Origin of the sequence: Inhella gelatinilytica (genome assembly GCF_016093295.1) — a bacterium.
Taxonomy (GTDB): Bacteria; Pseudomonadota; Gammaproteobacteria; order Burkholderiales; family Burkholderiaceae_C; genus Inhella; species Inhella gelatinilytica.
The window spans coordinates 156,086-168,982 of sequence record NZ_JAEDAL010000004.1 but is presented as its reverse complement, the minus strand read 5'-3'; the positions used below and the strand labels follow the sequence as shown (position 1 = coordinate 168,982).

General features: G+C 62.7%; 12 protein-coding genes and 1 tRNA gene. 10 read left to right on the top strand and 3 right to left on the bottom strand.

All coding sequences use genetic code 11. The annotated features are described in order from the left end of the window. Positions 1-3: 3 nt before the first annotated feature. Positions 4-79 (top strand) — tRNA-Thr (locus tag I7X43_RS10380). Between the two features lie 4 nt (positions 80-83). Here the strand turns inward: I7X43_RS10380 and I7X43_RS10375 are convergent. Then, complete coding sequence (locus tag I7X43_RS10375; RefSeq protein ID WP_198100860.1) at positions 84-410, bottom strand: hypothetical protein; 327 nt, start codon at positions 408-410, stop codon at positions 84-86. 126 nt (positions 411-536) lie between these two features. Between I7X43_RS10375 and secA the strand changes: the two genes are divergently transcribed. After that, positions 537-3,275, top strand: coding sequence for a preprotein translocase subunit SecA (gene secA, locus I7X43_RS10370; RefSeq protein WP_198100859.1), 2,739 nt, complete (start codon positions 537-539; stop codon positions 3,273-3,275). Positions 3,276-3,359: 84 nt separating this feature from the next. After that, a complete protein-coding gene (gene argJ, locus I7X43_RS10365; protein ID WP_198100858.1) occupies positions 3,360-4,586 on the top strand; it encodes a bifunctional glutamate N-acetyltransferase/amino-acid acetyltransferase ArgJ in 1,227 nt (408 codons plus the stop codon). On the opposite strand, the gene I7X43_RS10360 is transcribed toward argJ, so the two are convergent. Next, positions 4,587-5,999, bottom strand: a complete 1,413-nt coding sequence (locus I7X43_RS10360; protein ID WP_198100857.1) for a hypothetical protein — start codon at positions 5,997-5,999, stop codon at positions 4,587-4,589. It abuts the gene before it with no gap. A 54-nt stretch (positions 6,000-6,053) separates the two neighbouring features. Here I7X43_RS10360 and I7X43_RS10355 point away from each other — a divergent pair, with 54 nt between their 5' ends. The 7 genes from I7X43_RS10355 to I7X43_RS10330 all read left to right on the top strand — a co-directional run bounded on the left by I7X43_RS10355 (position 6,054) and on the right by I7X43_RS10330 (position 12,609). Continuing rightward, positions 6,054-7,271: a class I SAM-dependent methyltransferase gene (locus I7X43_RS10355; protein ID WP_198100856.1), complete on the top strand. Its 1,218-nt coding sequence runs from the start codon at positions 6,054-6,056 to the stop codon at positions 7,269-7,271. Between the two features lie 705 nt (positions 7,272-7,976). After that, positions 7,977-9,131 (top strand): cytochrome c oxidase subunit II, encoded by a 1,155-nt coding sequence (coxB, locus tag I7X43_RS10350; RefSeq protein WP_198100946.1) that lies wholly within the window; start codon positions 7,977-7,979, stop codon positions 9,129-9,131. A gap of 17 nt (positions 9,132-9,148) precedes the next feature. After that, positions 9,149-10,771 carry a cytochrome c oxidase subunit I gene (gene ctaD / locus I7X43_RS10345; RefSeq protein ID WP_198100855.1) on the top strand — a complete coding sequence of 541 codons (1,623 nt, stop codon included), beginning with the start codon at positions 9,149-9,151 and terminating at the stop codon, positions 10,769-10,771. Beyond that, positions 10,771-10,875 (top strand): cytochrome oxidase small assembly protein, encoded by a 105-nt coding sequence (locus I7X43_RS16275; protein WP_216860122.1) that lies wholly within the window; start codon positions 10,771-10,773, stop codon positions 10,873-10,875. Before ctaD ends, I7X43_RS16275 begins: the two co-directional genes overlap by 1 nt. A 10-nt stretch (positions 10,876-10,885) precedes the next feature. Continuing rightward, positions 10,886-11,446, top strand: a complete 561-nt coding sequence (locus tag I7X43_RS10340; protein WP_310737555.1) for a cytochrome c oxidase assembly protein — start codon at positions 10,886-10,888, stop codon at positions 11,444-11,446. 20 nt (positions 11,447-11,466) lie between these two features. Then, positions 11,467-11,694 (top strand): DUF2970 domain-containing protein, encoded by a 228-nt coding sequence (locus I7X43_RS10335; protein WP_198100944.1) that lies wholly within the window; start codon positions 11,467-11,469, stop codon positions 11,692-11,694. A gap of 36 nt (positions 11,695-11,730) precedes the next feature. After that, complete coding sequence (locus I7X43_RS10330) at positions 11,731-12,609, top strand: cytochrome c oxidase subunit 3 (RefSeq protein ID WP_198100854.1); 879 nt, start codon at positions 11,731-11,733, stop codon at positions 12,607-12,609. A 63-nt stretch (positions 12,610-12,672) separates the two neighbouring features. Here I7X43_RS10330 and I7X43_RS10325 read toward each other — a convergent pair whose 3' ends face one another. Then, the gene (locus I7X43_RS10325; protein ID WP_198100853.1) at positions 12,673-12,894 is read right to left on the bottom strand and encodes a DUF2909 domain-containing protein; all 222 of its coding nucleotides are present in this window, start codon (positions 12,892-12,894) and stop codon (positions 12,673-12,675) included. Between the last annotated feature and the right edge of the window lie 3 nt (positions 12,895-12,897).

Sequence of the window (12,897 nt, the reverse complement as noted above, 5' to 3'; positions counted from 1 at the left end):
GACGCCGGCTTAGCTCAGTTGGTAGAGCACCCGCCTTGTAAGCGGAAGGTCGTCAGTTCGATTCTGACAGCCGGCACCATCCCTCAGGATTGGGTCAGCACTTTGATTCGGAGTGCGATGCCAGCGCCCATGCGTTCGGCCAAGAGCAAATCCAGGTGGGGTTTCAATTGCCGCAGCTTCGCGGCAGCCGCTGCGTTCTGGACCAACAAGGTCCACCCGGACTCGTCCACCGGGCCGGCCTGCACCACGCCGCGTAGCGAGGGGGGAATGGCCACCTTGACGCACTCCAAGCAGTCTCGAGAGGCCGCCATCCGTCGCCCGAGCTCTCGAAGCGGATCGCTCGCGCGCAAGGCTTGCTGGACGCTGAGCGGGGCGGGTACCGCGGGCGGGGTGGGGCGGCTGGGACGCATGGGCACAGTGTAGGGCGCTGATAACATTCGCCGCTTTGCCGCGCGCAGCCCTTGTGTTGCGGCGTCGCGCCCCCACCTGCTCGGGTTCTCGCCCGGGTTGGGCGCTTCCAACGATTGATTGCTCCCATGTTGCCCAAGCTTCTTACCGCCATCTTTGGCAGTCGCAATGAGCGATTGCTGCGCCAGTACCGCCGCGCGGTGGCCACTATCAACGCGCTGGAGCCCCAGATGGAGGCGCTCAGCGACGACGGATTGCGTGCCAAGACGGCTGAATTCAAGGTGCGCGTGGCCGGCGGAGAGAGCCTGGACAACCTCCTGCCCGAGGCGTTTGCCGTGGTCCGTGAGGGCAGCAAGCGGGCGCTCAAGATGCGTCACTTTGACGTCCAGTTGATTGGCGGCATGGTGCTGCACAGCGGCAAGATTGCGGAGATGCGCACGGGCGAGGGCAAAACCCTGATGGCCACGCTGCCGGTGTACCTGAATGCACTGACGGGCAAGGGTGTTCACGTGGTGACGGTGAACGACTACCTGGCGCGCCGTGATGCGGATTGGATGGGCAAGCTGTACACCTTCCTGGGTTTGACGGTGGGGGTGAACCAAAGCCACGTGTCGCGCGATATCAAGCAAGCGGCTTATAACGCCGACATCACTTATGGCACCAATAACGAGTACGGTTTCGATTACCTGCGCGACAACATGGTGCAAGGTACGGACGAGCGCGTCCAACGGGGTCTGGCCTATGCGATCGTGGACGAAGTGGATTCGATCCTCATCGATGAGGCTCGCACGCCCTTGATCATTTCGGGTCAGGCGGACGACCACACCGAGGTTTACCTGCGCATCAATGCCATCGCGCCCAAGCTGAAGAAGCAGATCGGCGAGGCGGACCCTCGCACCGGCGAAGGGGTGATCGAACCGGGTGACTTCACGGTCGATGAAAAGTCGCACCAAATCTTCTTGACGGAAGCGGGCCACGAAACGGCGGAGACGCTGCTCAATGAGGCCGGATTGCTGCCCTCGGGGGCCAGTCTGTATGACCCGAGCTTCATTTCCCTGGTCCATCACCTCTACGCCGCCCTGCGCGCTCATCACGTATTTCAGCGCGATACCCACTACGTGGTGCAAGACGGTGAGGTGGTGATCGTCGACGAATTCACCGGCCGCCTCATGACGGGGCGCCGCTGGAGTGAGGGCCTGCACCAAGCTGTCGAAGCCAAAGAGGGTGTGGCCATCCAGGCCGAAAATCAGACGCTTGCCTCCATTACCTTCCAGAACTACTTCCGTATGTACGGGAAGCTGGCGGGGATGACGGGCACCGCGGACACCGAAGCCTACGAATTCCAGGAGATTTACGGCCTAGAGACGGTGGTGATTCCGCCCAACCGCCCCACGATTCGCAAAGACGAGCTGGACCTGGTCTACAAGAGCACGCCAGAAAAGTATCAGGCCGTGCTGAATGACATCCGCAATTCGCACGAGCGTGGCCAGCCGGTTCTCGTGGGCACGACCTCGATCGAAAATTCGGAAATCGTGGCCAAGTTGCTTGAGAAGGCCAAGCTTCCGCACAACGTTCTGAATGCCAAGCAGCATCAGCGTGAAGCGGAAATCATTGCCCAAGCAGGGCGCCCGGGCATGATCACCATCGCCACCAACATGGCGGGCCGCGGCACCGACATCGTGCTCGGCGGCAATGTGGAAAAACAGGTTCAGTTGCTGGAAGCCGATGTAAGCATTCCGCAGGGCGACAAAGCGACGCGCATCCAAAAGCTACACGATGAGTGGCAGGGCTTGCATGACCAAGTGAAGGCTGCTGGCGGCCTGCGTGTGATTGCCACGGAACGTCACGAAAGCCGACGCATTGACAACCAGCTGCGGGGTCGCTCCGGACGGCAAGGTGACCCGGGCAGTTCGCGCTTTTATCTCTCGCTCGATGATTCGCTGATGCGCATCTTTGCCGGCGAACGCGTCAAAGCCATCATGGAGCGCCTGAAGATGCCCGATGGCGAGGCGATCGAAGCGGGCATCGTGACCCGGTCGCTGGAAGGTGCCCAGCGCAAAGTGGAGGCGCGCAACTTCGACATCCGCAAGCAGTTGCTGGAGTACGACGATGTGGCGAATGATCAGCGCAAGGTGATCTACCAGCAGCGCAACGACATTCTGGAGGCGCAAGACTTGCTGCCGCAGATTCGTCACCTGCGCGAAGGGGCCGTGACCGATGTGGTGCGCGCCCATGTCCCGGTTGAGAGCCTGGAAGAGCAATGGGATTTGCCGGGCTTGCAGCGTGTGCTCAAAGACGAATGGCAGTTGGACCTGGATCTGCTCGGGCTGACACAGGCGTCGGACTCCATCACGGACGAGGATATCTTGGCCAAGGTCATCGCGGCGGCCCATGAGCGCTTCGAGGGCAAGGTGCAAATGATTGGCGCCGAGCACTTCACGCCCTTCATCCGCATGGTGCTGCTGCAAAGCATCGACCACCGCTGGCGCGAGCACTTGGCGGCATTGGACTACTTGCGTCAGGGCATTCATTTGCGCGGCTATGCGCAGAAAAACCCCAAGCAGGAGTACAAGCGCGAAGCATTTGAGTTGTTCTCGCAGCTCTTGGATGCGGTGAAGATGGAAGTGACCCGCGTGCTGATGAACGTTCGCATCCAGACCGAGGAAGAGGCCCAGGCGGCCGCAGAAATTGCGGCGGCGCAGGCGGAGACGCCGCGCAACGTCACTTACACGCACCCGAACGAAGACGGCTCGGTGTCGCAGGAGTCGGAGCCGAACGCTCAGCAATTCGTCGGTGTCGGCCGCAATGATCCCTGCCCCTGTGGCAGCGGCAAGAAGTTCAAGGCCTGCCACGGCAAGCTGGCCTAAGCGGGGTTTGACTGGGTTGGACGAGGCCGCCTGCGGGCGGCTTTGTCGTTTCTAGAATGGCCGGCTGTCCCTTTGGAGTCCGCCATGCCCGTTGATTTGCAAGCCCCCAACCCCCAAGACCTGCTGCCCGTGGCGGGGGTGCGAATTGGTACCACGATGGCGGGCATCCGCAAGCCGGGGCGGCGGGATTTGTCGGTGTGGCTGTTGGATGAAGGCGCGGCGGTGGGCGGCGTGTTCACCCAAAACCGCTACTGTGCCGCGCCGGTGCAGGTGTGCCGCGAGCACCTGCAGGACTCCTCTATTCGGGCGCTCTTAATCAACACAGGCAACGCCAATGCAGGCACCGGCGCCGATGGCCTGGCGCGCGCGCGTCGCAGCTGCACGGCCTTGGCGGCCAAGCTGAACGTGGCGCCCCAGCAGGTGTTGCCGTTTTCCACCGGTGTGATCATGGAAACCCTGCCGGTGGAGCGCATTGAAGCCGGGCTGGATGCTGCCGTGTCGGCCGCCGCGCCGACGCAGTGGTTCGAGGCGGCCCAGGCCATCATGACCACGGATACCTTGCCCAAGGCGGCTTCCCGGCAGCTGCAGATTGAGGGCCGCACCGTCACCCTGACGGGCATCGCGAAGGGGGCGGGCATGATCCGCCCCAATATGGCCACCATGCTGGGGTTTATCGCCACTGACGCCTGCGTGGCCCCGGCGCTGATGAATGCCCTGGCGCGGGAGGCTGCCGATGCGTCGTTCAACCGCATCACCGTGGATGGCGACACTTCAACGAATGACAGCTTTGTGGTAATCGCCACCCAGCGCGCCGGCCACACACCGATCACGGCACTGGACAGTGCCGCGGCGCAAGCCCTGCGGGCGGCACTGAACGAGCTGGCTGTGCAGTTGGCCCAGGCCATCGTGCGTGACGGCGAGGGGGCCACCAAATTCATCCGTGTTCAGGTCGATGGGGGGCGCGACGAGGCTGAGTGCCGTCTGGCCGCCTACGCGATTGCGCACTCGCCCCTGGTTAAAACCGCCTTCTTCGCCAGCGACCCCAACCTGGGGCGCATCCTGGCCGCGGTGGGGTATGCGGGCATTGCTGATTTGGACCAGAACCGTATCGAAATGCACCTGGGCGAGGTGCATGTGGTGACGGCGGGTGGACGCCACCCTGAATACGTCGAGGCTGAAGCAGCCGAGGTCATGGCGGGATCTGACGTCCTGGTGCGGGTGAACCTGAACCGCGGGGTGGCCAGCACGACGGTTTGGACCTGTGATTTCAGCGAAGAGTACGTCCGCATCAATGCGGACTACCGCTCCTGATCAGAAATCGACGGCGCGGGTCTTCCAGCCCCGTGCCACCATGGTGGCATTGACGATCTGGGCTTCTGCACGGGTCGCAAAGGGCCAAACAGCAGCGCGCCACCCTTGCGGCGTTTCAAAGACTTCTCCTTGCAAGTCACCCTCGCGCACGGTGGCCTGCAGGTGGGCCTGCATCTGCGACAGGCGCTCTTCAGCCTCGGCCTTTTTGGCAAAGGCCGGACTGACCAAGGCCACTTGGGGGCCGGCCGCGGTCGGTGCGGCGCGAATGTGCTCGGGCTTGTCGGCTCCGGACCGGGGGCGGTCGCGCCCGGTCAGCGCGGGCGGGGCGGATTCACGTTCGCCCGCCTCAGACTGAATCGCTGATTTCGGCGATCGGCGACTCGCTTTTTCTGCCGGAGGCGGGCCGACCAATTCGGATGCGGCCGGTTTGGGCGGTCGCACCCGATGGACCGGCCCAAGTCGAGGCCGGATGTCCGGTTCGCCGTCGGCGCGCAGCGGCACCGAGGCCTTGGATCCGGGCGATGACGTCCCCACCGGATGGGGCGGCCCGCCACTGCTGGGGGTGTTGGCAGTCCCGGGCGCTGCGCTGGCGGCGGCGGGGGGAAAGACCGGTGCTGACGGGATCGGACCCGGCTCAGGCGGGTCGCTGGCCGGCGCGGCACTCTGAACCGAAGGCGCGGAGGGCGCCGCCGAGGCGGAAGCGGCCGTGGCTGGTGCCGAGGCCGGCGCGAGCGGGGTCGGAGATCCTGAAGACCGTGCCGATGGGGCGCTGGCGGGGGCCTGAGGCGATCGAACCGGCTCGTTGGAAGGGCTGGGGCGATCCAAGATGGCCGCCATGCCCAGGGCCCCCGCGCCAGCAATGAGCAGGCCGGTTCCGGTCAACTTCAGCCGATCCCAATGGCGGTGGCGCCCCAAGACCTTTAGCTTGCCCTGTGATTCACCAATCAGCACCCGAATCTTGTCGCCGCGGTATTCGATGGCGGCCGTGAGTAACCAGCGCTCTGTTGGCCAAGCGCCGTGACAGGCTTCCGCGAGACGTTCGTCAACCTGGATGCGGCGCAGCGGCCAGTCTTCCGTCCCCTCCAGCACGTGCACCCAGGCGCAGTGGCCGGCGAAAGCGTCCACCGCTCTGGGTGCGATACCGTCGATGAAGGTCTCTGAAAAAACGCGCCAAGGCCCGGCGCCGCCATTCCCGCGCCGCCAGCGATGCCACCCCAGCGACTTCGGTCGGGGGGGGGCGGGCGGTGCCGCCGGTGCATCAAGGCTCGGTTCCGCTGCTTGGCTGGCACGCATATAGGGCAAGCCCACCCAGCCCACGCTGTGGATGGCTTCCCCGCGGACGCGCCGTGCCAGCGGGTGGCGGTTGTGCCACTCGCGGACCACGCGTTCGATATCAGCCAGGGTGACGGTCATGGGGAAGAGCGAAGGCCGAAGCATCGCGATGCTACGCGGTCGACAATGCCCCCCATGAGTGAATCAGACCCGGCGCAGGCGCGCTTTTTGGTTTTGTGTGCGGAGGCCCTGGTCTCTGGCGCCGGTTTTCAACTGCAGCTGAGTCATCCGTCGGCTGCAGCGGGGGATCTGGAGCGCATCCGCTTGCGGCCCGTGCGCCTTCAGGGGGGCGAAAGAATTCAGGTGGTTTGGCGTCACCGCACCCGGGATCTGACTCAGAACCTGCTCCCCGGTGAGGTGCCCTCGCTTTTGGCTCAGTGTGTGGGTTCACAGATGCGGTCCGCCACGCTGTTGATGCCACAAGCCCATTGGCAGCTGGATTTCAACCGCAAAGGCCGTGGTCGCTTGAGTCAGCATCCGCTGCGGGCTGTCGCCGCTCCCGCTGGACCGGACACCCAAGCGCAGGCTCACAACCGCGCCAAGCCGCGCTGGCTGGATCTGCAGCAACCGGCGTGGCACGCCCTGGGGGTGGCACAGGCGGGGCGTGACAGCGTGGCACAGCTGGTGCCGGCCATGGCGCGCAAGTGGCGGCAAATCAATCACTTTGTGGAGCTGTTCGATGCAGCGCTTCGTACCTCCGGTATTCCCCCGGGGGCTCGGGTGCGGGTGGCGGATTTCGGGTGCGGGAAGGCCTATCTGACGTTTGCCGTGCACGAGCACTTGCTGAAGCAAGGCTGGGTACCGGATGTTCGTGGCGTGGAGCTGCGGTCAGATTTGGTGGAGGAAACCGAGGCCATTGCGCGGCGCTTGGGCCTGACCGGACTGCACTTTCACCAAGGGGACGTGGGCCACGCCAAGGTGGAGCCGCTGGACGTGATGATTGCCCTGCATGCCTGTGACACGGCCACGGACCACGCCTTGCATCACGGCTTGCGCGCCCAGGCTCGCATCATCTTGACTGCGCCGTGCTGCCACAAGCAACTCCGAGGGCAGTTGCAGCCCCCGGGGGTCCTGAAGCCGTTGTTCAAGCACGGGGTACACCTCGGGCAGGAGGCAGAAATGCTGACCGATGGGCTGCGCGCCCTTTTGCTGGAGGCGCAGGGTTTTGATACCCAGGTGATCGAGTTTGTCAGTCTGGAGCACACGGCCAAGAACAAAATGATTCAGGCCGTTCGACGCCCACAAGCCAATGCGACGGCACAAGCCCTGGCGCAAGAGCAGGCGACCGAGTTGATGGCGTTCTGGGGTGTTCGGGAGCAGGCCCTGAAGGCTCTGCTTGAGCGCACGACCTAAAAAACGCCAGCCGGCCCCGGGGATGCGGCCCCGGGGCCGAGCCAGCGGCGCACAGGCTTCGCCCATGAACACCCGAAGGCGTGGGGCTGCGAAGCGTGCGCGCAGTCGGGGATGCGGCCCCGACCGACTGACGCAAACGGTCCGGCGAGGCCGGTGCTCGTCGCTTGGCCCCGGAGGACTTCAGCGCGTCGTCTTGGGATGCATCTTCGCGGGGCGCTCCCGCGACTCAAAGCTCGAGAAATCCGCCCCGACCGGCCTTAATGACTGGTTCGGTTTTGTCGGCCTTTTCCACGCGCTGCGGGGCGTGTGGCGCCGATTGGGCCCCTTGTCGTGGCATCTGAGTCTTGGGCCATTGACGGCATCGAGGTCGCCTGCGTTAGGGCAGGAGCAAGGGTGGCCAGGCCGGGCTGCGTCCGAAATCCGACGACGGCCACCCCGGGGTGCTGGGGGGATGATCTACGCCGGATCAAAGGGCTTTGGCTTCGTCAAATGGGGGGTATGGCGGGTTTACCCGAGCTTGTTCTGGATCAAGGCTGGAGCCGAGGGCCTGAGGTAGCGGCATAGAATGCGCCGCTTTTCCGCCGACCCCAATTCGGGGCCGGGCCTTGCACTCATGGCAACCGCACCTGCGGTTGCGACGTGAACCGCAGCAACCGGAGTCGAACTGCAGACATGAATAACGCACACAAGAAAGCCCTGCATGGCATGGGGCACCTGGCGCAAGCCGGTCTGGCCTTGGCGGCCGCGGTCGGGGCGCCGGCAGCCTTCGCCGTGAACGATCTTCCCGGTGGCCCGGCGGTCAATCAATTGAACTTGCATCCGCCGGTGACGCAGATCGCAGCGTGGCAAATGGATCTGCACGTCATGATGATGTGGATCTGTACCGCCATCTTTGTGGTGGTCTTCGGCGTGATGTTCTATTCCATCTTCAAGCACCGCAAATCGCGGGGTGCGAAGCCGGCCAATTTTCACGAATCGGTGGCGGTGGAAATCGCGTGGACGGTGGTGCCGTTCATCATCGTGATCGGCATGGCCTTGCCGGCTACCAAGGTGGTGGTCGCAATGAAGGACACCACCAACGCCGACATCACCATCAAGGCCACCGGCTACCAGTGGAAGTGGGGCTACGACTACCTGAATGGCGAGGGCAAGGGCATTGGCTTCCTGTCGTCGCTGGACCCGGCTCAGCGCGAACAGAGCGACAGTGGCAAGCCTGAAAAGGTGGACAACTACCTCTTGAAGGTGGACAACCCGCTGGTGGTGCCGGTGGGTAAAAAGATTCGCATCATCACCACCGCCAATGACGTGATCCACGCCTGGATGGTGCCAGCCTTTGGGGTGAAGCAAGACGCGATCCCCGGTTTTGTGCGGGACACGTGGTTCAAAGCTGAAAAGGAAGGTGACTTTTACGGCCAGTGTGCGGAGTTGTGTGGCAAAGAACACGCCTACATGCCCATCCACGTGAAAGTGCTGTCGGCTGAGAAGTACAGCGCCTGGGTGGCGGACGAACTGAAAAAGGCCGCTGCTAAGGCCGATGACCCCACCAAAGAGTGGACGCAAGACGAGCTGATGGCCCGGGGCGAAAAGGTGTATAGCGCCAACTGTGCGGCTTGCCACCGAGCCGATGGCAAGGGGGCCGGCCCGATCAAGCCTTTGGATGGCTCGGCCATCGTCACGGATGCCGACAAGGGCAAGCAAATCGCTGTGGTGCTCAACGGCGCCGCCAACGGCACGATGCCGGCCTGGAAGCAGCTCAACGACGTCGAGTTGGCTGCGGTCATCACGTACACCAAGAACAGCTGGTCCAACAAGACCGGCCAGATCGTGCAGCCGGCCGAAATGGCCGCTGCCCGCAAGTGATCTGAGAAGGAATTGACATGAGCGCAGTGATGGATCACCACGCCCACGGCCACGATCACCATGACGATCACCATGCCCCCACGGGCTGGCGCCGTTGGGTCTTCGCGACCAACCACAAAGACATTGGTACCTTGTACCTGCTGTTTGCCTTCACCATGTTGATGGTGGGCGGCCTCTTGGCGCTGTTCATTCGCGCTGAGCTCTTCGAGCCGGGGCTGCAGTTCTTCAACCCCGAGCGCTTCAACCAGTTCACGACCATGCACGGTCTGATCATGGTGTTCGGCGCCATCATGCCGGCCTTCGTGGGCTTCGCGAACTGGATGATTCCGCTGCAGATTGGCGCATCGGACATGGCCTTCGCGCGGATGAATAACTTCAGCTTTTGGCTGATGATTCCGGCGGCCATCATGCTGGTGGCGAGCTTCTTCATGCCCGGTGGTGCGCCTGCCGCCGGGTGGACGCTCTACGCGCCGCTGACCCTGCAGATGGGGCCCTCGATGGATGCCGGCATCTTCGCGATGCACATCCTCGGCGCCTCGTCCATCATGGGCTCGATCAACATCATCGTCACCATCCTGAACATGCGCGCTCCGGGCATGACCTTGATGAAGATGCCGATGTTTGCCTGGACCTGGCTGATCACGGCGTATCTGCTGATCGCCGTGATGCCGGTGTTGGCCGGTGCCATCACGATGACCCTGACGGATCGTCACTTCGGCACCACCTTCTTCAACCCCGCCGGCGGCGGTGACCCGGTGATGTACCAGCACATCTTCTGGTTCTTCGGTCACCCCGAGGTCTACATCATGATCTTGCCGGCCTTCGGCATCGTCAGCCAGATCGTGCCGGCCTTCGCGCGCAAGCGCCTGTTTGGCTACGCCTCCATGGTGTACGCCACGGCTTCGATCGCCATCCTCTCGTTCATCGTCTGGGCCCACCACATGTTCGCCACCGGCATGCCGGTGACGGGCCAGTTGTTCTTCATGTACGCCACGATGCTGATTGCCGTGCCCACGGGCGTGAAGATCTTCAACTGGCTGGCCACGATGTGGCGCGGTTCGATGACCTTCGAGACCCCGATGCTGTGGGCTGTGGGCTTCATCTTCGTGTTCACCATGGGCGGCTTCACCGGTCTGATCTGCGCGATGGCTCCGGTGGACATCCAGATTCAGGATACCTACTACGTGGTGGCGCACTTCCACTACGTGCTGGTGGCCGGTTCGTTGTTCGCACTTTTCGCGGGCGTGTACTACTGGGGCCCGAAGTGGTCCGGTGTGATGATTTCGGAGTTCCGTGGCAAGCTGCACTTCTGGGGTTCGTTGGTGTTCTTCAACATCACCTTCTTCCCCATGCACTTCCTGGGCCTGGCCGGTATGCCGCGCCGTTACGCCGACTACCCCATGCAGTTCGCCGATTTCAATGCGGTGGCCTCGATCGGTGCCCTGGGCTTTGGTCTGATGCAGGTTTACTTCTTCTTGGCCGTGGCACTGCCCATGCTGCGCGGTAAGGGCGAGAAGGCACCGCAAAAGCCCTGGGAGGCCGCGGAAGGCCTGGAGTGGGAAGTGCCGTCGCCGGCGCCCTTCCACACTTTTGAGACTCCGCCCAAATTGGATGCCTCGGCAACCAAGGTGATTGGCTGATGAGCCCCGAGCAAGAGAAGGCCAACCGCAAGCTGGGCTGGATTTTGCTCAGCGTGGCGCTGGCGTTCGGTCTGGGTTTCATGGCCAAGATGATGTGGCTTTAAGGGATCCAGGGTGAGCACGTCGTCCTGGCTGAACCGGCTCAAAGTGGCCAACCGTGAGCTTTTTTTCAAGCTCGCGGTGGTGGCACTCCTGATGTTTGGCTTCGGGTATGCCTTGGTGCCTTTGTATCGCGCCGTTTGCGAGGCACTGGGTATCAATGTGCTCAGCCTTTCCGAGCGCCGGGAGCAGGCCAAGAATACGCAAGTGGACGAGGGGCGCTGGATCACGGTTGAGTTTGATGCCAATGCGCGGGGTCCCTGGGACTTCAAGCCTGAAATCAGTCAGATGAAGGTTCACCCGGGCCAGATGGCGACGGTGATGTACACCTTTCGCAATCGGCAAGACCGGGTGATGGCGGCCCAAGCCATTCCGAGCTATGCGCCCAAGCAAGCGGCCTCTCACTTCAACAAAGTCGAGTGTTTTTGCTTCAACGAATACACGCTTCAGCCTGGCGAGAGCAAGGAATGGCCGGTGGTGTTTGTGGTCGATCCCAAGTTGCCGAAGGACGTCCACACCATCACGCTGTCCTACACCTTCTTTGAGGTGCCAGGCAAGAAGCTGGCGTCGCTGTGAAGGCCGGGCGAGTGGATCCGGTGGATGAATTGAAAGAGGCCGTGGCTCGGCCCCTGTCTTTTGGGCAAACGGTGCGGGCCGTGGCCTGGAGTTTTTTTGGTGTGCGCAAAGGGGCTGAGCACGAGGCCGATATGGCACGGCTCAATCCGGTGCATGTAATTGTTGCTGGCGTGATTGGGGCTGCGCTTTTTGTGTTGGCCTTGGTGATGCTGGTGCGCTGGATCATTGCCTCAGGCGTGGCCAGCTGAGTTTGGTAGAGAAGAACCATTCGAGGAGAACCTGAAATGGCAGCTGCAACCCCTGGGGCCGCGCCCCATTACTTTGTTCCGGGGCCGTCGCGCCACCCGGCTATGGCGGCCTTTGGCCTGTTCTTCGTGATCCTGGGCGCGGGCCAGTGGGTCAATGGCCAAGGTTGGGGCGCTTATTCGCTGGCTTTTGGCTTGCTGTGGTGGCTGTTTGTGCTCAAGCAGTGGTTCGGCGATGCCATTCGCGAAAGTGAAGGCGGCCTGTACAGCGATCGCATTGATGTCTCCTTCCGTTGGAGCATGGGCTGGTTCATCTTTTCGGAGGTGATGTTCTTTGCGGCCTTCTTTGGGGCGCTGTACTGGGCCCGGGTGCACTCTGTGCCCATGTTGGGTAACGCGGAGCATGCGCTTTTGTGGCCAGACTTCAAGGCCCTGTGGCCGAGCACTGGCGGCGGTACGGCCTCCCCTGCGGGCACCATTGAAGCCTTCCAGACCATCGGGCCATGGCCCCTGCCGACGGTCAACACCGCGCTGCTGTTGACCTCAGGCCTGACGCTGACCATCGCACACCACGCGCTGATCGCTGGCAATCGCGCTAAGACCATCCAATTCATGTGGTTGACCGTGTTGCTCGGTATTACGTTCCTGTTCGTTCAGGGCTACGAGTACATGCACGCCTACCGTGACTTGAACCTGAAGTTGAGCTCCGGCGTGTTTGGGTCCACCTTCTTCATGCTGACCGGCTTCCACGGCTTTCACGTTTTTGTCGGCATGCTGATGTTGCTCTTCATCACCCTGCGTCTGCAAAAGGGACATTTCACGCCAGATCGTCACTTCGGTTTTGAAGGGGCTGCCTGGTATTGGCACTTCGTGGACGTGGTGTGGTTGGGGCTCTACGTTGTGGTTTACTGGATGTAAGCCCCCAGATCCCTCCAAAGCAAAGCGCCGCTCTGATGCGGCGCTTTTTAGTTGGTGGTCGGTTCAGCGGCCCAGCGGGTTCGCACGGGGCTGAATCCACCCCAATTTCCAAGCCAGCAGGATCAGCGCGAACAAGGCGATGGAAATGAGCACGCGAGCGAGCAGCGCGCGGGCCATGGCTTTGGTTGGGGGGTGCCCTTGCGGAGGACGTCTCAACATGAACACGCCAGCTGCGGCCAAGGCGCCGAGAATGCCCACAAAGGCGACGAGAAAAATCCAGTTCATGGG